Source organism: Brevibacterium sp. UMB1308A (assembly GCF_030230605.1).
Lineage (GTDB): Bacteria > Actinomycetota > Actinomycetes > Actinomycetales > Brevibacteriaceae > Brevibacterium.
Window position 1 is genome coordinate 17,602 of sequence record NZ_JASPDO010000010.1, and the last position, 18,068, is coordinate 35,669.

Here is an 18,068-nt window from a genome sequence, read left to right on the forward strand (position 1 = left end):
CTAGTCTTTAGCCGCTTTAGTCTTTGATGACGTCGCCGGAGCGGTGGTGGATCTTAAGCTCCACGGATTCGGTCTTGCCCTTGGGGTAAACGCTTACTTCCCAGTGCACCTCTCCGTCGGATGAAAGCTCTGCTTCGTCAACGGTTCCTGGGGTGTGGCGGGTTGCGGACGCGATCGCTTCCTTGAGGGTCTGGCGGACCTGGGATGCGGCGTTCTTGTCGTCGGAGTCGGCGTCGTCCTCATCGTCCTTCTTTTCAACGGAGGAGCCGTCGGCGGAAACCTTTACTTCGACCTTTTTGTTACCGGCCAGCACGTCGACTTGCCAGGTGCCGTCATCTTCGTGCTCGATGCCAATGGCTTTCGAGTCCTTCACTTCAGCCTCAGCAGTGTCGATTGCTGCGTTGGCTGCCTCAACCGGTCCGCCCTTTTCGTTGTCGTCATCGTCGTCATCGTCGTCAAGAGACGTCACGCCGTTGTCGTCAACAGATTCGTTCGACTCTTCTGTTGCTTGTTCGGCTGGAGCCTGTTCGTCACCGGTGGTCTGCTTTGCGCCCTGGTCATCGCCACCACCGCAACCGGCAAGAGCCAGTGCAGTAGCGATGGGAACGGCCAGGAACGCTTTGCGTAGGTTCATTTTCTTCATATTGCAACCGTAACGAATTACGGCGAGTGACGCCCGTCTGACCCCTGTGATGCCGGTTACGGGCGGGGAGTAATTGCTCCCCTGCAACCCGCGTAGAGCCTTCTCACAGGCGCCGCACGGCTACCACGAGGTCTTCCAACACTGCCGGCTGCCCACTGGGGTCTTCGACGGTGCGGTCCCACACCTCGGCCAGCAAAACCTCACCGGAAAGCAGGGCCGGTTCAGATTCCAGCGTTGGCAGTGCGCGGGTGCGGGCCTCCCACTGCTCGTCCGTGAAGTTCTTCCGCGCCCAGGGTGGCATGTGCGCGTGGGACACGGTGAGGAACACGCCACCAGGGTGTAACAGGGTGCGGGCGGCGCGAAGGAGTTCTTCGCGTTCTTCCACCACGTTGGTGTGGAGGAATGACACGGTGATCAGGTCAAATGTGGTGCCGGTGGCGTGCTGGTGGGCAAGCCAGGATTCGGCGTCCGAGGCGGCAAAAGTCGCCGTGACACCCTGCCTGAGTGCGTGCGACTGGGCGCGTTCGATGGCCGTGGGAGCGATATCAACGCCGGTGACTGCGTAGCCTTGGCTGGCTAGCCACAACGCGTCGCCGCCTTCGCCGCACCCCAGGTCGAGTGCCCGGAGGTTGGGGCGCGGGGCGGGGTTCATGCCCACCCGGGTGAGTGCCTGTTCGAGTGCGTGGTTGACCTTGCCCGACCACATTGAGTCAGACTCCCGGTAGCGCGCATCCCAGTGTTCGCGGGTTTCCTGCAGGCGGTCCGGGGTGGCTGGGGTGTTTCCGCCGAGGTCGTTCACGGTCGCCCTACCAGATGGAGACGCGTTCGGCTGGGTCCAGCCACATGCCGTCACCCGGTTTGGTGCCAAAGGTTTCGTGGAACGCGTCCATGTTCTTCAGCACCTGGTTGCACCTGAACTCTTCAGGGGAGTGCGGGTCAACTGCGAGCCGGCGACGGCGTTCTTCCGCGCGGAACTTAGACTTCCACGCGACCGCCCACGCGGTGAAGAACGCGCGAGCGTCGTCTTGGGACACTTTGCCGTCGGAAGCGATGTTGAGCGCCTTCCACGCGATTCCCAGACCGCCCAGGTCGCCAATGTTTTCGCCTACCGTGAGGGACCCGTTGACGGTATCGGATGGCTCCAGGCCTTCAGGGACCAAAACGTCGTACTGGTCGATGAGGCCCTGAACGCGCTCAGTGAAGCGCTCGCGGTCTTCATCGGTCCACCAGTTGACCAAGTTTCCGGTGCCGTCATAGCGGGAGCCTTGGTCGTCAAAACCGTGGCCAATTTCGTGGCCAATGACCGCACCGATCGCTCCGAAGTTCGAGGCGGGCAGGCCATCTGCGTCGAAGAACGGGGGTTGCAGAATGGCGGCCGGGAACACGATTTCGTTGAGCACGGGGTGGTAGTACGCGTTGACCGTCTGCGGGTTCATGAGCCATTCGTGCGGGTCAATAGGCTGGTTGATTCGGTCGATGTGGCGTTTGGTTTCAGCGACGGTTGCGCGGTCAACGTTGCCGGCGAGGTCGTCTGCCTTCACCTCGAAGTTGTACTCCCGCCACACGTCGGGGTAGCCCACCTTGGGGGTGAACTGGCTGAGTTTGGTGAGTGCTTTTTGTTTGGTTTCTTCACCCATCCAGTCGAGGTTGGTGATCGACTGGCGGTATGCCTCGATGAGAGCGTCGACGAGTTCACGAATCGCGTCTTTGGATTCTGGTGGGAAGTATTTTTCAACGTAGAGCTTGCCTACGACCTCACCCAGGTAACCTTCGACCAGGCTGACGCCACGTTTCCAGCGTTCCCGGATCTGCGGAGTTCCAGACAGGGTGCGGGAGAAGAAGTCAAAGTTCTCATCCACAACGGCTTCGGGCAACGCCCCTGTTCGGCTGTTGAGGATTTGGTAGATCGTCCAGGCCTTGAGCCCTTCCAGATCGGACTGTGCCCACACGTCAGTGTCACCGGTGATTGCGGAAGGCTGGCCCACAATGAAGTGGTCCACGCTGTCGTCAACTCCCAAGGCGTCGAGCCAGGCGTTGATGTCGAAGCCTTCCGTGAGCTCAACGAGTTCAGCACGCGTGACCGGGTTGTAGGTTTTTTGGGCGTCACGGACAGCCACCCGGTCCCAGTGGTGGGAGGCCATGTCGGTTTCGAGTGCGAGCACGTGAGTGGCAAGGTCAGAGCTGGTGAATCCGGTGTGCTTTTCTAAGTCGGTGAGCTGGGCCAGACGCTCGATGTGCTCCACGAACTTGGTGCGGATCTCGCTGTACTGGTCGTCCGAGTAGTACGACTCATCGGGCAGTGTGATGCCGTCTTGCATCATGTACATGGCGTACGTGTCAGACTTCATGGCGTCCGGGGACACGTACGCGGCGATCACGCCGCTCACCCCGTGGCGGTACAGTTCACCGGAAACGCGAGCGAGTTCCTGGTGGTTCTTAGCGTTCTTCACCAGGTCAAACAAAGGCTGGAGTGGTTCTAGGCCCCGATCTTCAATGGTCTGGGTGTCCATGAAGCTGGCGTAGAGGTCGGAAACCATTTGTGCCGCCGAACCCGCTGGTCCAGCCGAACCTGCCTGTGCATCAGCCCCATCCCCGGCCCCAGTGCCAAGCCCGGTAATAATGTCACGGACTGCGACCTCGGCGGCGTCATGCAACTGACGCATCTGACCGTCCCCGGCCCGATCCTGCGGAATTTCAAATGTGTCGAGCCACTGGCCGTTGACGTGACGGAAGAAATCATCAGTTGGAAGAACAGTCATGATTCTACGTTAGCGCCTTGCAGGCATGCACCATAATGAACACATGATCCTCATTGCTAGTGATGCATTTAAGGGGACGATCGGCTCGCTCGAGGTGGCGCAGAGCCTGCGCGGACCGTGCGAAAAGGCCGGTTTCCCGGTGACGGTTTTGCCTCTTGCCGACGGGGGTGAGGGTACCGTGGACGCGTTGGTGACCTGCGGATACGAGGCGCACCAGGTGGAAGTCACCGGGCCGTTGGGCCAGCCGGTGACCGCGCGGTGGGCGTCGCTGCGTGATACGGCCGAGGTCGCGGCAAGTAGCGCGGCCAGTGGCACCCAAGGAGGCACGGCCGTCATCGAAATGGCCCAGGCGTCCGGCCTGCACCTGGTGGACCCGTCGCCACAGACTGCGTGGGACGCGCACACGTACGGCACAGGCGAGCTGATTGCGTACGCGATTGAGAACGGGTGTACGCGGGTCGTGGTTGGCGTGGGTGGGTCGGCCACGAGTGATGGCGGCCGGGGCGCACTCAGGGCGGTGAAAGAGGCCGGGGTGGACACCTCGGGCGTGGCCTTCACGGTGGCGTGCGACGTGGACAATCCTTTGACCGGACCGCGTGGGGCCGCCGAGGTGTTTGGGCCCCAAAAGGGCGCCGACCGAGCGACCGTGGCCAGGTTGGAGGAACGCTTGGCGCGGTGGGCAGACCAGCTGGACCCCACCGGGCGCGTGCGGGACCTGCCGGGTGCGGGAGCCGCGGGCGGGCTTGGGTTCGCGCTCATGGCGGGTTTGGGCGCGGACCGGGTGTCCGGGGCCGAGTTTGTGCTCTCAGCGGTGGGGTTCGACGAACAGCTGGCGCGCGCCAGCGTTGTGGTCACGGGTGAGGGCCAGTTCGACGAGCAGACGCTGGGCGGCAAGGGGCCGGGCACGGTGATTGCGCGCGCCGGGGCTGCGGGGGTTCCTGTGATTGTGGTGTGCGGGCAGGCGAAGTTGCGTGCCGGTGACGTGGGTGCTGGGCTTTCTGGTGCTGGGAGCGCGGGGCAGGCTGGGCCTGTCGGCGCCGAGGTGGCTGAGGTTTTCGCACTCACAGACTTCGCCCCGGTCCAGCAGTGTGTTGCCGAACCGGGGCGAGTGCTTATAGAAGTGGGTTACGCGTTAGCGGCTACTGTTCGAGACCGCGGCTTTTGCGGCGGAACATCACAATGACGAGTGCGACAACGCCTACCGCCCCCAGGGCGATTACCACGTAGGCGATTGGTGAGATGCCACCGTTGTCTTCGTTTGCGGTAGCGGAAGCGTCGGTGTCTGCCGAGGTGTCGGCTGCGTTTTCGCTGTCTGCGTTGTTGTCGCCGGTGCCTTCGGCGGGTTGTTCGTTAGTGGCGTCGTCGCCTTCGTTTTCCGAGGTGGTTCCACCTGCCGCGTTGCTGTCTTTGATGGTGAATGTGAGGTCTCCGCTGATGGGGTGGCCGTCCGAGCTGACCACGCGCCACACGACCTTGTAGTCGCCTGGGCCCAGGTCGTCGGGGAGTGCCGAGGTGACTTTGCGGCCTTCGATTGTGATTTCACCGGCAGATACGTCTTTGCCTTCGTGCATGACCTGGATTTCGGTGCCGATGTCCTGGATGTTTCCGGAAAACTCGAGTTCGAGCCATTCGGGTTGTTTGTCCAGCTTGGCGCCGTTCTTAGGGTTGGAGCCGATCAGCTGGTCGTGGGCGAGGGCTGGCGAAGCGGACATCAGGCCGAACGAACCGATCACCAAGGTCAGAACTGCACTGAGCAGTAGGGAAAGTGCTGACCTGTGTGTCATGTCGAGTCTCCAATCAGATAGACAGTGTATGTCCAGTATGAGGGATGCAGTTGGGAAACTCCTTACGACCCCAGCGGAGTGGCGCAAAGTGAGCGAGACGGCGCGTTATATTGCGCAGTTTCGCTCGCTTTGCGCTGTTTGATCGGGGCCTAATAACCCGGAGCGCTTCACATGCGGGTTAATGCTCACACGGACTGCCCGCCCCGCAGATGCGAAGAACCGTTTACCCAACACAGCTCAATCCAGTGTGTTGACTACACGCCCTTTTTGTTCGTTTTGTTCACATTTTCGGCCAGATTTCGACCAGTTACCCAACACTGCAATCGACGAACAGCCGAATTGTGGTGAGTAACGAGTCGGAGTTCCACAGGGATAGGCAGGAAAGCACCATTGGTGCGCGCTACTGATCAGGCGTTTGGGTAGACGCCTACCAGCTAGGCAATACATGCAAAGCCACGGCAGAAACTAAAGTCCACGCAAATTAAAAACCACGACAGCCATGCATATTTTCAGCCTGACCGCCGCGGTTCTTCCAATATAAACCCAAAAGTCACAAAACGTCACGTGAAGTTACTCACCAGTTTCAACTACTTCTCGCTGGTGACGCCTATACCCCGGATCAAGCATCCGGTTACACACAATCACGACCAGCGCAGCCACCGATGAGCCCAACGCTGGGATCAGTAGCGCAGTCTTTGCGCCGTATGAATCAGCAGCAATTCCAGCTAGCACTGACCCGGCTGCGACCCCCACGCTCATGAGTGTCCCGATCCACGCAAACGCTTCAGTGAGCCGGGACAGGGGAGCAAACTGCTCAATGATGGTCGACGCCGCAATGATCGAAGGTGCAACGGTCAGCCCTACAAAGAAAATGATGATGCACAAGAGCAACTGCGAAGTCGCAAGCTGGAGCGCCCAACCGCCTAGCGCCAACGCGCTCAGTGCAATCGCAAACCGAATCCGCGCCTTGCTCTTCCACGTGATCGCTCCGTACACGATCCCAGCCGACAGTGAACCAATCGCATGCACGCCAAGAGCAACACCGGCAAAGGATTTCAAGCCCTGCTCTTCTGCAAATGCGACCGCCCCAACGTCCAGCGCACCAAAGTTGATTCCTACGAACAGCTGCGACAGCACCACAACAAAAATTGCGGGGTTCGACATCACTTTGCCTTTAGGCGCTGTTGGGTCATGCTTGGCGACCGGCGGTTCGGTGTCTTTTTGGCTGTAGTACAACGCCGCGCCAACGGCCAACGCCACCGACGACCCAATAATCCCCAACGCCGGCTGCACCGCAGTGGCCAACACTGTCACCAACACTGGGCCCACAATGAACAGGAACTCGTCAGCGACAGACTCCCATGACAGTGCCGTTGAAAACTGCCGAGGTGTAGGAGCGACGTGCGACCACCTGGCACGTACCAGCGACCCCACGCTACCCACAGTGGCCCCGGTCATTACCGTGACCGGGTAGACAAGCCACCACAGGTCCGCGTACACAGTAACGATCAGAGCGACCGTGGCCACAAGGTGAACGTAGGTCACCGGCACCATGACTCTTGACTGACCGTGTTTGTCGACAAGTTTGGCCAGAAATGGGGTCGCGATCGCGACCGCCACCATGTACACGGCGGATAAAACTCCAGCCAACGCGTACGACCCCGTGACACCCTGCACAAAAAGCACGATTCCCAAGCCCAAAATGGCCATAGGGAACCGCGCAATGAGCCCAGCGAATGAAAAACGCCAGGCCCCAGGCAGGCTCAGAATGTCACGGTAGGTCGATAGCACCAGATAATTCTAGGCCTCAGTTACCAGTTTCTTAGCATTCCGCGGAGGTGATCTCACCCACCGCACGCCAGGAAAAGTAAAACCTGGTCAGGTACTTTCTCCGCCGGTTGCTATCTTCTCTGCCGGCTGCGTTTGAAACAAACGGGTCTAGACTCGAACCATGAGCTCCTCGCCACCCACCGACACGCTCGCAATCCCCAACCCACACGCACAGCAGCCGGATGACGTCGTCTCCGTTCTTGGCACCTCGGCACACAAGGGACTCACCGAGACCCAGGCAGCCGATCGTCTGAAGTCCCACGGCCGTAACGAACTTGCCCACGCAAAAACCACTCCGCTCTGGCGTCGAGTACTGCGGTTGCTGAACGAACCACTGACCTACCTACTGTTCGTCGCGATCATCGTTTCGAGCTTCGCCTGGGTCGCGGAAGGCAGACAGGGCGCCCCCATCGACGCGATCGTCATCGCTGCAGTCATCATTGTGAACACGGTTATCGGGCTGGTCCAAGAACTCAAAGCCGCTGATGCGGTCGCTTCCCTCAAAGAAATGACCAGCCTGAGCGCAACTGTTACCCGTGACGGCCACACCCAGGTCATCGACGCCACCGACCTGGTTCCCGGCGACATCCTGCAACTTGCCGAAGGCGATGCAGTGCCGGCAGACGCTCGCCTCCTTTCTTGCAACGGCCTCATGGTCGCTGAAAGTGCGCTGACCGGAGAGTCCGTGCCCGTCCACAAGACCGTCGAGGCAGTCGCCCCTGATACACCTCTGGCAGACAGGCTCACGATGGTCTACTCCGGCACCGCCATCACTCAGGGCAGTGCCCGTGCTGTTGTCACTGGTACTGGAGCCACCAGCGAAATCGGCCAGATCGCGGGCATGATCTCGACGGCTGAAACCACCAGCACGCCCCTGCAAAAAGAGATGGCAGCAGTGGGTAAGACACTCACGATCGTCGTCACCGCGATCGCCCTGGCCGTCATGGCCACTCTCTACCTCGTCACCGCTGATCACTCGGTGGCTTCACTGGTCAGCATCCTGCTACTGGGCGTGTCCTTAGCCGTTGCTGCTGTGCCAGAAGGCCTCACCGCGATCGTCTCCGTGATCCTTGCAATGGGTGTGCGGCGGATGGCCGCTCACCAAGCGATCGTCAAGAAGCTCGACGCGGTCGAATCCCTTGGGTCAGCAGGTGTTGTGTGCACGGATAAAACCGGAACGCTCACCCTGAATCAGATGACCATCGACCGTGTCATCACCGCAGACGGCCGCTTCCACATCACTGATGCCCAAGCTGCCGAGACTCTCACACTTGGGTCGATCGCCTCGAATGCCCGGCTCGCCGCCGACGGCCCAATCGGTGACCCGACCGAAGTGGCCTTTCTCATCGGGTGTTCCGACGCTGGACTCGCCGTCCCCAAACCACACCGATTGGACGAACTTCCGTTCTCCTCTGAACGCAAACGCATGTCCGTCCTCATCGTAAAAGACACGAACACTGCTGACCCTGACACCGCGCAACTCGTCATGAAAGGCGCCCCAGATGTGGTGCTCGCCCGCTGTACCCACGTGCACACTGCACACGGGGACATTGAGGCCACTCCCGAGGTGCTCTCCCGCCTGCAAGAAGAAGTCACCTCTTTGGCTGGGGAGGCCTACCGGACACTGGCGGTAGCTGTGCGGGAGGTGTCTGCCACCTCAGGCGGGGACGACACCCCCGCACCTAACCTGGACGCGGAAGCGGAACAGGGACTGACTTTCGTTGGCCTGGTTGCGATGATCGACCCGCCCAGGCCAGAGGCCAAAGAGGCGATCGTTCAAGCGCAACAGGCCGGGATCCGCGTCATCATGATCACCGGCGACCACCCGCTGACAGCCCAAAAGATCGCCACCGACCTGGGCATCAACGAACCGAAAATTCTCACCGGAGCGCAGCTGAACGAACTCGATGATGCGCAGTTCGCCGAGGCCGTCGAAACGACCTCTGTTTTTGCTCGCGTCGACCCCAGCCACAAGCTCCGAATCGTCACAAGCTTGCAAGCCCACGGTCACGTCGTGTCGATGACCGGCGACGGCGTCAACGACGCACCAGCCCTCAAGCGCGCCGACATCGGTGTGGCGATGGGCATCACCGGCACACGAGTCTCACATGATGCGGCGACAATGATTCTTGCCGATGACAACTTCGCCTCGATCATTAAGGCAGTCAAACTGGGGCGCGGCATCTACTCCAACCTCAAGAAAGTGCTGCGCTACCTGCTGTCATCGAACATGGGTGAAGTCCTCACCGTGTTCGGTGGGGTTGTGCTCGCAGGCATGCTGGGCCTGATCCAAGCCGACGGTACGGTGATCCTTCCGCTGGTGGCCACCCAGATCTTGTGGGTGAACCTTGTCACCGACTCTGCCCCCGCACTCGCACTGGGCGTGGACCCTGTTGATGACCACGTGATGACAAAACCCCCACGCCGTCCCGATCAGCGCGCACTCGACGGTCCCGAATGGGCACGCATCCTGGGTACGGGATTCGTCATGGCAGCGCTTTCGCTCCTTGCACTTGACGTGTGCCTGCCCGGCGGGCTCATCGAAGGCAACGACGACGTGGCCACAGGCCGGACGGTCGCCTTCACCGTGCTCGTTATTTTGCAACTGGTGAACACACTGTCGGTCCGGCACGCACACAGATCGATGTTCATTGGTGTGTTTAGCAACCACTGGCTCTGGCTGGCGCTCGCAGTCGGGCTGCTACTGCAAGTCCTTGTCGTTTACGTGCCTATTCTCAACGCAGCATTCTCAACGGTGCCACTTGACGGGCAACACTGGTTGCTGGTGATTGGTTGCGCGGTGGTCTTCGTCATCCTTGAAGAACTGCGCCGGGCAGTCGTGACGATGGTCCGGCGGGGTTAAGGTAGCCCCACCTCGGACGGGGTCGCACACCTCGGCGGGCCACCTGCCGGGCTACCCACCACAATGCCCACTACTTAAGAACGGCCCCCACGACCTCGCGGGCTTGTTCCTGAACCTGCGCCAGGTGCTCGTCACCCTTGAACGACTCAGCGTAAATCTTGTACACGTCTTCCGTGCCAGACGGCCGCGCGGCAAACCACGCGTTATCCGTGGTCACTTTCAGCCCGCCAATAGCGGCACCATTTCCGGGTGCCTCCGTGAACGTGCCCGTGATGGGGTCACCCGCCAACGTGGTGGCCGTGACATCCGATGCGCTGAGTTTCTTCAAAACAGCCTTCTGCTCAGGTGTGGCAGGCGCATCCACGCGGGCATACGAACTCGCGCCCAGTTCTGCGACCAGCTTGGCGTGACGCTGTGAAGGAGTCTCGCCAGTCTTCGCCGTGATCTCGGCAGCTAGCAGGCACAGCAGAATCCCGTCCTTATCCGTGGACCACGCAGAGCCGTCCATCCGCAAGAACGACGCGCCCGCGGACTCTTCGCCGCCGAATCCCAAGGAACCGTCAGCCAGCCCGTCTACGAACCACTTAAACCCAACGGGCACCTCGACCAGCTTCCGACCCAAGCGCGCTGCCACCCGGTCAATGAGACTGGAGGACACCAGCGTCTTCCCAATTGCCACCTCGGCGCCCCAACCGGGACGGTTCTGGAACAGGTAGTCAATTGCCACGGCCAGGTAGTGATTGGGGTTCATGAGTCCGCCATCAGGGGTAACGATCCCGTGCCGGTCAGCATCTGGGTCGTTCCCAAAGCCCAGGTCGTAATCCCCGGCCGACTCAATCAGCGACGCCATGGCATACGGCGAGGAACAGTCCATGCGGATCTTTTCGTCCCAGTCCAGGGTCATGAACGCCCATGCCGGATCCACCTGCGAGTTCACCACGTCCAGGTTGAGGTCGTGGATTTCGCTGATCGAGGACCAGAAGTCAACGCTTGCACCACCTAGCGGGTCAGCGGCCAAGCGCAGACCGGACTGGGCGATCGCCTCCATGTCAATGACCGCGCCGAGGTCGTCAATGTAGTTGTCGACGTAGTTGAAGTTGGTGGTGTTCTCCAGGTGGAAGGCCCGCTGGAACGGGGTGCGTGGGATGTCTCGCCAGCCACCGTCCAGCAGTTCGTTGGCCCGGTTTTCGATCCACGCGGTGATGTCGGCGCCAGCTGGGCCGCCGTGGGGTGGGTTGTATTTGATTCCGCCGTCTCCGGGTGGGTTGTGGGACGGGGTGATGATGATGCCGTCGGCCAGCCCCTGCGCGGTGCCCACACGCGTGTTGTGAGTGATGATCGCGTGGCTGAGCACCGGGGTTGGGGTGTAGCCGTCACGGTCGTCGATCATGGCAGGCACGTTCGCTCCTGCGAGCACTTCTAGCACTGTGAGCAACGCCGGTTCTGACAGGGCGTGCGTGTCGCGCCCTACATAGATGGGGCCGGTGTAGTTTTGGCTCGCCCGGTATTCGATGATGGCCTGGGTGATGGCTACGATGTGAGCTTCGTTGAATGACCCGGTGAGGCTGCTGCCCCTGTGTCCCGAGGTGCCAAAGGACACCCGCTGGGTAGGCTCGCTGGGCGTGGGTACCGTGTCGTGGTACGCATCGAGCAGTTTAGAAATGTCGACGAGGTCTGTTTCCTGGGCTGGTTGTCCTGCTCGGTTGGTCATGTTCACTCACTCCGGTCGTGCTACAAGGTGTGGGCGGGTGCGCGGGCTGTCAGTGGGGGTGGGGTCAGGTCGCGGGGATCAAACTTGGGATCAAACTACGGTGGGTTCTTGACCGTTTTCAGACACGATTGGACGTCCGTGATCAAGGTTCCACGCGCCCATTCCGCCTTCGACAACGATGGCGTCAAATCCGTTGAGGTTGAGCCATGCGGCGGCACGCAAAGCGCGACCGCCTGAACGGCACATCACGTACACGTCAACGTCGACGGGCACGTCGCCGTAGCGTGGTTCAAGTTCACTGAGTGGAATGTGGTGCGCACCTTCAATGTGTCCGGCTTCGAACTCGAAGTCTTCGCGGACATCTAAGAAAACAGCGTCGTCTGGAATTTCTGGAACGGTAACTGTTGGTTCGCTCATATCGTCAGTGTAGCCGTGCCTTTATGAAGGTGGGCTGAATTTTCACTTCGGCATGCTGCCGGTATCACGCAGTGAAACGTGCCAGCTCAAAGCCTCTTCCAGAATGTGCGGCGTGTGGAGTCCGGTTGCGCTCTTGCACGCCCGGTCGTAGTAGTCGCGCAGCGCGTCACGGAAGTCCGGGTGGGCACAGTTGTCGATGATGCGTTCGGCACGTTTGTGTGGCGACAGGCCGCGGAGGTCTGCGATTCCCTGTTCGGTCACAATGACGTGAACATCGTGTTCCGTGTGGTCCACGTGGCTGGCCATGGGCACCACTGTTGAGATCTTGCCACCCTTAGCGATTGACGGTGACACGAAGAAGTTGAGGAACGCGTTGCGGGCGAAGTCACCTGAACCGCCGATCCCGTTGATCATCTTCGAACCCATGACGTGTGTGGAGTTCACGTGCCCGTAAATGTCGGTTTCGACCATGCCGTTGATCGCAATGACACCTAGGCGGCGCACAATTTCTGGGTGGTTCGACATTTCTTGTGGCCGCAACAAGATACGGCCCTTGTAGTTGTCGATGTTCTGGTTGAACTTTTCAGCAACATCCCGCGACAGGCTAAACGAGGTAGCGGAAATGCTGTCCAGCTTGCCCGTGTCTAACAGAGCGAGCAAGTTGTCTTGGATGACCTCGGTGTAGGAAGTCATGTGTTCGAACTCTGAATCAGCCAGGCCTGCCAGCACCGCGTTAGCCACATTGCCCACACCGGATTGCAACGGCAGAAGGTTCCTTGGCATGCGACCGGCTTTGACTTCGTGGCGCAAGAAGTCGATGAGGTATCCGGCCATCGCCTCTGAAGCGTCGTCAACCGGGCTGAACGTGTTGTCGCGGTCAGGCGCGTCGGTTTTCACGATCGCCACGATCTTGTCCGGGTCTACCCGCAGGTATGGGTCGCCAATACGCTGGTCTGGCGAAAGGATCTGGATGGGGTTGCGGTGCGGAGGAATGCGCGTTCCGTAGTACACGTCGTGCATGCCTTCGAACTGGGTGGGCAACCATTCGTTGACTTCTAGAATGACTTTGTCGGCAAGGTCAAGCCAGGTTTTGTTGTTTCCGACCGAGGTGCCCGGCACCAAAAGTCCGTTAGGCAGGATGGCCGCGACTTCAATGACGGCAACGTCGAGGTTGCCGTAGAAACCGAACCACATTTGCTGTGCCAGGTGGCTCAGGTGCTGGTCCATGTATTCGACGCGTCCGTCGTTAATGGCTTTCCGCATGTCCGGGTCGGTGTTGAAAGGCGTGCGCAGATGCACCCCATCGACTTCAGCCAGGGCGCCATCCACCTCGGCCGAGGTGGAAGCACCAGTAAACATACCAATCGAGAATTCGTCGCCAGCGCTGTGCGCGTCACGAATCCGGTTGGCGAGTGCTTGGGGGACTGCTTTAGGGAAACCGGCGCCAGTAAAACCACTCATACCGACGTTGTCGCCGTGGTTGATGAACGTGGCGGCGTCGGTGGCAGACATCACCTTGTGGGTGAGTTCAGGACTCAAAATGCGGGACATGGTCCTCATTCTTTCAAATGGTTCATAGGGGAGGTAACCGGACTCCGTCTACGGCCACATTTTCGTCCCCGTTTGGCTGCTCAGGATCAGGGTCGATGCGTGTGGCCGAGGCGTCAACTCGTCCGTTGAAATACAGTTCGATGTTGCGCGCTTGTTCAGAACCAAGCATACGTAATGTTGCCTGCACGTACTGGTAGGCAAGCGTCTCAGGAGTGTACGTGCCGCCGGGTACGAACCACTGCGGGATTGCATTGCACATCGCGTTCACCGATCGGGTCATCAACGCTGGGTCGTCAACATGGAAGATCCCCTGGGAACGACCTCGGGCAATAATCTTTTCAAATATGGAACTGGATTCGCGCTGCATTTCGTGGGCTTGTGCGTAGCGCGGACCCTCCAATCGGCCGGTTTCTAGCAGAATGACCCGGGAGTACATCACGTTGATGCACCGGTAGCTCACCAGGTGCTGAACGCCGTAGGCGACTTGGGCGTTAACGTCACCTGGGGCTTGCGCGAGGATTTCAGCCGTGCGTTCGTTGTACGTGGAGTAGGCCTTCTCCACCAGTGCAAACAGTGCTTCCTTCTTTGACGAGAAGTAGTAATACAGCGCGGAAAGGCTGAGGTTGGCTCGCTGGGCGATGTCGCGAATGGATGCTCCGTCGAATCCGTTCTGCGCGAACGTCACCAGCGCGGCTTGAAGGATTTGATCCTTGCCGTTGGGCTTTGTCATGTTGGGCTCCTTTTTCGTGAGCTTCTCGTATAGCTAACCAACGCCAAAAATGTGACGCAAGTTATGCCCTGTTAACTGTGCGTCCTAGACTGGGCCTTAGCCTGGTGACATAACCAGGGTTTTGGTTTTACGTGTTAAGTGGCGCTCGCCCTATGTGGGGTGGTGTGCTCCGAACAACCGGAGGTAAAGGTATGAAACTCGACGGTGCAGTAGCACTGGTGACCGGTGGTGCTTCAGGTCTTGGACTTGCAACGACCAAGCGCTTCTTGGAAGCCGGCGCGAAAGTTGTCATGGTCGACTTGAATGAAGAAGTCGGAAATGAAGCAGCAGCGAGCCTGGGCGACAACGCTCACTTTGTGGCTGCTGACGTGCAGAACGAAGAGCAGGTTCAGGCTGCTGTTGACAAGGCCACCAGCCTGGGTGACCTGCGTGTTGTTGTGAACTGTGCAGGTGTTGCAACGCCTGGCAAGTTGGTTGGTAAGAAGGGTGCGCTTCCGCTGGACCAGCTCAAGCTGGTTATTGGCGTGAACCTGATCGGAACCATCAACGTGTGCCGTTTGGCTACCGTTGCGATGCAGCAGAACGAAGAGCTCGACGGTGACCGTGGTGTCATCATCAACACCGCTTCGGTTGCTGCGTTCGACGGTCAGATTGGTCAGATCGCGTACTCCGCGTCTAAGGGTGGTGTCCACGCTGTGACTCTGCCGATGGCGCGTGAATTGGCTGCAAGCAAGATCCGCGTGAACACGATTGCGCCCGGTATCTTCCAGACCCCGATGATGGCTGGTCTGCCACAGGCCGCGCAGGACTCTTTGGCTGCTTCGATTCCGCACCCTGCACGTCTGGGTACGCCGGAAGAATACGCGCAGCTGGCTGACATGCTGGTCACCCACGAATACATCAACGGTGAGACCATCCGCCTGGACGGCGCTATCCGCATGGCTCCGAAATAAGATTTCTGGTTCTTCCAGCGCTTGTGCGGTGTCGGTGATTTCTGGCGCCTCTGCGTAAAACCGGCGCGTGCCCTTCCTAGGGTGCGCGCCGGTTTTGTTTTGCTCACTGTGAGCTGGGTTGCCGTCACTTCAACGCCAACCCAGCTACCACCTCGGGCGTGGGAGCCCTGCACCACCCCCGCCGAGGTGGTTACTTGTGGGCATGCTGTGTTTCGTCTGTGTCGTGGCGGGTGCGGAAACTGTGGACGAGTTGGCGGCGTAGTACGACACCTCGGGCGGTGCCCATGCATATCAGGATCATGGTGAGGCAGAAGGCGCCGAGCGCAATTCGGTAGTCGAAGTCATGCGCGAGCGGGCTGTAGGTGAGTTCGCGTACGACAATCGACAGGATCGAGGCGGCGATTGCGGGAAGTGTCCATGAGGGTGAGAGCCGTGCTGACAAGGAAATGAGCACAACTGCTCCAGCTGGTGCGGCGAGCAGCGTGACGAACCACAGGCACAGGATGACCAGTGAGGCGACGAGTGCTTCGGGTGGTCCCACGTAGGATTTTTCGCGTTCCATGGGGTCGTGGCGGATCGCTGCGGGGAGCAGCGCGAGTGCGAGTACGCCCAGCGCGATCTCGACTCCCATGGTGACAAGCCCAACGGAGTCACCTGTGGGTAGAGGGCGTGGCAAGTCGCCGCGTTCCACCAGGATGAGTTGGGTCACGTACATGGCTACGCCTGTGATTGCCGAAATCCAAAACAGGATGAACGTGCGGTTGCGGGATCGCAGAGGTGTGTGTGACTCATCCATAGCGTTCACTGTAGTGGCGTAGGTTTTGTGCAAGCTTAGAAACCCCCGGACGAACGTGACACGCTCACCCACTTCCACCTCGGGGGTTTTCCCTACCCCGGTTGGCGGTCAGCACCATATTCTTGAACGGTAGGCGAAACCTAGATTGGAAGCATGAAGAAAGAACTGCTCATCCCGAACCCGTGGGGCATGCTCAATGTCTTATTTTCGGGGATCATCGCGACCGTGTTGCTGTGGGTTCAGCTCGTCGTCATCACAACTGGTATCAGCACCGCGTTGGCCGCTGGGTTAGGGCTCATCGTCCTGTTCTTTTGGGTTTTTGTGCAGCGCGGTATCAATGTCCTGGAGCGTCGCCGCTCTGAAGCGATCTACAACACTGAATTCTCGTTCCCGCCTCGACGCCGAGCCAACAGCACAGGCTTCAGAGGCTGGGTAGAAACCAACATTCGCGCCGCCGGTGAAGCGTACTTCTGGCGCGAAACCGCCCTGCACTTCTCCAAGCAGGTGCTGGGGCTCTTCACGCTCATCCTGTGCGCCGTGTGCGCGGTGTTCACCGCTGTCTTCTTCATCGGCGCCATTAACCCGGACGCGCCTGCGATCCTCGCGACCCCTGAGCCTCGGGGCTCAACCCGCGGAATGTTCGTGGTGTTCGGGTGCCTGGCGTTCATCGTGGGGTTTGTGAGTCTGTGGGTGGCCGCGATCGCCGACCGCGCTCTTGACCGCTGGCTCCTAGCGGTGCCCCAGGCAGAAACCTTGAAGCGGGAACTCACCGAGGTTGACCGCGCTCGCATGGGCGCGGTAGATGCGGCCACCACGGAGCGCCTACGTATCGAACGCGACCTGCACGACGGCGTCCAACCCACCCTGGTGGCCCTGTCCATGAAGGTGGGCATGGCTAAGGCGAAGGTGGCTCGTGACCCGGAGGGCGCGCACGCCCTGTTGGAGGAAGCGCACAGTGATTCGAAGGCCGCAATCACTCAGCTACGCGAACTGGTCCGGGGAATCCACCCGGCGGTGCTTACCGACCGCGGTTTGGATGCGGCGGTTTCGGCTTTGGCGGCCCGTTCGGCCGTGCCTGTGACGGTCAACGTCGATGTGCCGCGGGTGGCGCCAAACATCGAGTCGGTCGCGTACTTCGTGGTCGCCGAGGCGCTTTCCAACATGGGCAAGCACGCTCAAGCCACGGAAGGCCACGTGAGTATCACGTACATGGGTGGTCGCATACGGATTGAGGTGCGTGACAACGGCCGAGGTGGTGCCCAGCTTTCGACCGTCGGCTCAACTACCGGGTTGGCTGGGTTGGCCCAGCGCGTGACGGCGGCCAGGGGTACGTTCAATGTTCATTCTCCCGTGGGTGGTCCCACGGTTATCACGGTGGAGTTGCCATGCGAATAGTGATTGCTGAAGATTCGGTTTTGTTGCGTGAAGGTCTTGTCCGTCTGCTTACGGATGCGGGGCACGAGGTGGTCGCCACCCTGTCTGACGCTACTGATCTGCTGTCGTCGGTGACTGACCTCAACCCTGATTTGGTGATTGTGGACGTGCGGATGCCTCCCACATTTACGGATGAGGGTATTCGTGCCGCGGTGTTGATCCGCAGCCAGAACCCGGAGGTGAGCGTGCTGGTGCTCAGCCAGTACGTGGAGGAACGGTACGCGTCTGATCTGATCGCTGAGAACACGGGCAACTTTGGGTATCTGCTCAAGGACCGTGTGGCTGATGTGGATGACTTCCTGGCCGCGGTTGAAGACGTGGCGGGTGGGGGCACGGTTTTGGATCCCGAGGTGGTTGCCCAGATCATGGTCCGTTCCCGGAAGAAGGACGGGCTGGCGGTTCTGAGTGAACGTGAACGCCAAGTGTTGCAGTTGATGGCGGAAGGGAAGTCCAACTCAGCGATTGCGAGCACGCTGTTCTTAAGTAGCGGTGCTGTTGAAAAGCACATTAGTTCGATGTTTACCAAGCTTGGGCTGCTGGCCGATAGCGACGAAAACCGCCGCGTCCTCGCTGTTCTGAAGTTTCTAGGAGTCTGAC

Annotated in this window: 15 protein-coding genes; 5 read left to right on the plus strand and 10 right to left on the minus strand. The window is 60.0% G+C overall.

The window, feature by feature from the left end; all coding sequences use genetic code 11:
- Positions 1–16 precede the first annotated feature (16 nt).
- The 3 genes from QP868_RS06005 to QP868_RS06015 form a co-directional block, all read right to left on the minus strand.
- Positions 17–643, minus strand: coding sequence for a PepSY domain-containing protein (locus QP868_RS06005; RefSeq protein ID WP_284925700.1), 627 nt, complete (start codon positions 641–643; stop codon positions 17–19).
- 103 nt (positions 644–746) lie between these two features.
- Positions 747–1,442 carry a class I SAM-dependent methyltransferase gene (locus tag QP868_RS06010; protein ID WP_284925701.1) on the minus strand — a complete coding sequence of 232 codons (696 nt, stop codon included), beginning with the start codon at positions 1,440–1,442 and terminating at the stop codon, positions 747–749.
- Between the two features lie 7 nt (positions 1,443–1,449).
- Positions 1,450–3,402 (minus strand): M13 family metallopeptidase, encoded by a 1,953-nt coding sequence (locus QP868_RS06015; RefSeq protein WP_284925702.1) that lies wholly within the window; start codon positions 3,400–3,402, stop codon positions 1,450–1,452.
- A gap of 43 nt (positions 3,403–3,445) precedes the next feature.
- Here QP868_RS06015 and QP868_RS06020 point away from each other — a divergent pair, with 43 nt between their 5' ends.
- Positions 3,446–4,585, plus strand: coding sequence for a glycerate kinase (locus QP868_RS06020; RefSeq protein ID WP_284925703.1), 1,140 nt, complete (start codon positions 3,446–3,448; stop codon positions 4,583–4,585).
- On the opposite strand, the gene QP868_RS06025 is transcribed toward QP868_RS06020, so the two are convergent.
- On the minus strand, positions 4,542–5,186 hold the full coding sequence (locus QP868_RS06025) for a copper resistance CopC family protein (RefSeq protein WP_284925704.1): 645 nt from the start codon (positions 5,184–5,186) through the stop codon (positions 4,542–4,544). The genes QP868_RS06020 and QP868_RS06025 overlap by 44 nt on opposite strands.
- A gap of 570 nt (positions 5,187–5,756) precedes the next feature.
- Positions 5,757–6,977, minus strand: coding sequence for an MFS transporter (locus QP868_RS06030; protein ID WP_284925705.1), 1,221 nt, complete (start codon positions 6,975–6,977; stop codon positions 5,757–5,759).
- Between the two features lie 160 nt (positions 6,978–7,137).
- On the opposite strand from QP868_RS06030, the gene QP868_RS06035 reads away from it, so the two are divergent.
- Positions 7,138–9,879: a cation-translocating P-type ATPase gene (locus tag QP868_RS06035; protein ID WP_284925706.1), complete on the plus strand. Its 2,742-nt coding sequence runs from the start codon at positions 7,138–7,140 to the stop codon at positions 9,877–9,879.
- Positions 9,880–9,949: 70 nt separating this feature from the next.
- On the opposite strand, the gene pgm is transcribed toward QP868_RS06035, so the two are convergent.
- The 4 genes from pgm to QP868_RS06055 all read right to left on the minus strand — a co-directional run bounded on the left by pgm (position 9,950) and on the right by QP868_RS06055 (position 14,288).
- Entirely contained in the window at positions 9,950–11,590 is a 1,641-nt protein-coding gene (gene pgm, locus QP868_RS06040) for a phosphoglucomutase (alpha-D-glucose-1,6-bisphosphate-dependent) (protein WP_284925707.1), read from the minus strand.
- 90 nt (positions 11,591–11,680) lie between these two features.
- Positions 11,681–12,007, minus strand: a complete 327-nt coding sequence (locus QP868_RS06045; protein WP_005883506.1) for a rhodanese-like domain-containing protein — start codon at positions 12,005–12,007, stop codon at positions 11,681–11,683.
- Positions 12,008–12,049: 42 nt separating this feature from the next.
- On the minus strand, positions 12,050–13,558 hold the full coding sequence (locus QP868_RS06050; protein WP_284925708.1) for an acetyl-CoA hydrolase/transferase family protein: 1,509 nt from the start codon (positions 13,556–13,558) through the stop codon (positions 12,050–12,052).
- 22 nt (positions 13,559–13,580) lie between these two features.
- Positions 13,581–14,288, minus strand: coding sequence for a TetR/AcrR family transcriptional regulator (locus tag QP868_RS06055; protein WP_284925709.1), 708 nt, complete (start codon positions 14,286–14,288; stop codon positions 13,581–13,583).
- A 191-nt stretch (positions 14,289–14,479) separates the two neighbouring features.
- Here QP868_RS06055 and QP868_RS06060 point away from each other — a divergent pair, with 191 nt between their 5' ends.
- The gene (locus tag QP868_RS06060; protein ID WP_284925710.1) at positions 14,480–15,241 is read left to right on the plus strand and encodes an SDR family NAD(P)-dependent oxidoreductase; all 762 of its coding nucleotides are present in this window, start codon (positions 14,480–14,482) and stop codon (positions 15,239–15,241) included.
- 190 nt (positions 15,242–15,431) lie between these two features.
- On the opposite strand, the gene QP868_RS06065 is transcribed toward QP868_RS06060, so the two are convergent.
- The gene (locus tag QP868_RS06065) at positions 15,432–16,037 is read right to left on the minus strand and encodes a hypothetical protein (RefSeq protein ID WP_284925711.1); all 606 of its coding nucleotides are present in this window, start codon (positions 16,035–16,037) and stop codon (positions 15,432–15,434) included.
- A 153-nt stretch (positions 16,038–16,190) separates the two neighbouring features.
- Between QP868_RS06065 and QP868_RS06070 the strand changes: the two genes are divergently transcribed.
- Together QP868_RS06070 and QP868_RS06075 are read left to right on the plus strand one after the other, a co-directional pair.
- Positions 16,191–17,432, plus strand: a complete 1,242-nt coding sequence (locus tag QP868_RS06070) for a sensor histidine kinase (RefSeq protein ID WP_284925712.1) — start codon at positions 16,191–16,193, stop codon at positions 17,430–17,432.
- The gene (locus tag QP868_RS06075; RefSeq protein WP_005883494.1) at positions 17,423–18,067 is read left to right on the plus strand and encodes a response regulator transcription factor; all 645 of its coding nucleotides are present in this window, start codon (positions 17,423–17,425) and stop codon (positions 18,065–18,067) included. Before QP868_RS06070 ends, QP868_RS06075 begins: the two co-directional genes overlap by 10 nt.
- The last annotated feature ends 1 nt before the right edge of the window (position 18,068 follow it).

Bases quoted from the DNA above. Each gene is read 5' to 3' on its own strand.
- QP868_RS06005 (WP_284925700.1), bottom strand. From the start codon at position 643: ATGAAGAAAATGAACCTACGCAAAGCGTTCCTGGCCGTTCCCATCGCT.
- QP868_RS06015 (WP_284925702.1), bottom strand. From the start codon at position 3,402: ATGACTGTTCTTCCAACTGATGATTTCTTCCGTCACGTCAACGGCCAG.
- QP868_RS06020 (WP_284925703.1), top strand. From the start codon at position 3,446: ATGATCCTCATTGCTAGTGATGCATTTAAGGGGACGATCGGCTCGCTC.
- QP868_RS06025 (WP_284925704.1), bottom strand. From the start codon at position 5,186: ATGACACACAGGTCAGCACTTTCCCTACTGCTCAGTGCAGTTCTGACC.
- QP868_RS06035 (WP_284925706.1), top strand. From the start codon at position 7,138: ATGAGCTCCTCGCCACCCACCGACACGCTCGCAATCCCCAACCCACAC.
- pgm (WP_284925707.1), bottom strand. From the start codon at position 11,590: ATGACCAACCGAGCAGGACAACCAGCCCAGGAAACAGACCTCGTCGAC.
- QP868_RS06045 (WP_005883506.1), bottom strand. From the start codon at position 12,007: ATGAGCGAACCAACAGTTACCGTTCCAGAAATTCCAGACGACGCTGTT.
- QP868_RS06050 (WP_284925708.1), bottom strand. From the start codon at position 13,558: ATGTCCCGCATTTTGAGTCCTGAACTCACCCACAAGGTGATGTCTGCC.
- QP868_RS06055 (WP_284925709.1), bottom strand. From the start codon at position 14,288: ATGACAAAGCCCAACGGCAAGGATCAAATCCTTCAAGCCGCGCTGGTG.
- QP868_RS06060 (WP_284925710.1), top strand. From the start codon at position 14,480: ATGAAACTCGACGGTGCAGTAGCACTGGTGACCGGTGGTGCTTCAGGT.
- QP868_RS06065 (WP_284925711.1), bottom strand. From the start codon at position 16,037: ATGGATGAGTCACACACACCTCTGCGATCCCGCAACCGCACGTTCATC.
- QP868_RS06070 (WP_284925712.1), top strand. From the start codon at position 16,191: ATGAAGAAAGAACTGCTCATCCCGAACCCGTGGGGCATGCTCAATGTC.
- QP868_RS06075 (WP_005883494.1), top strand. From the start codon at position 17,423: ATGCGAATAGTGATTGCTGAAGATTCGGTTTTGTTGCGTGAAGGTCTT.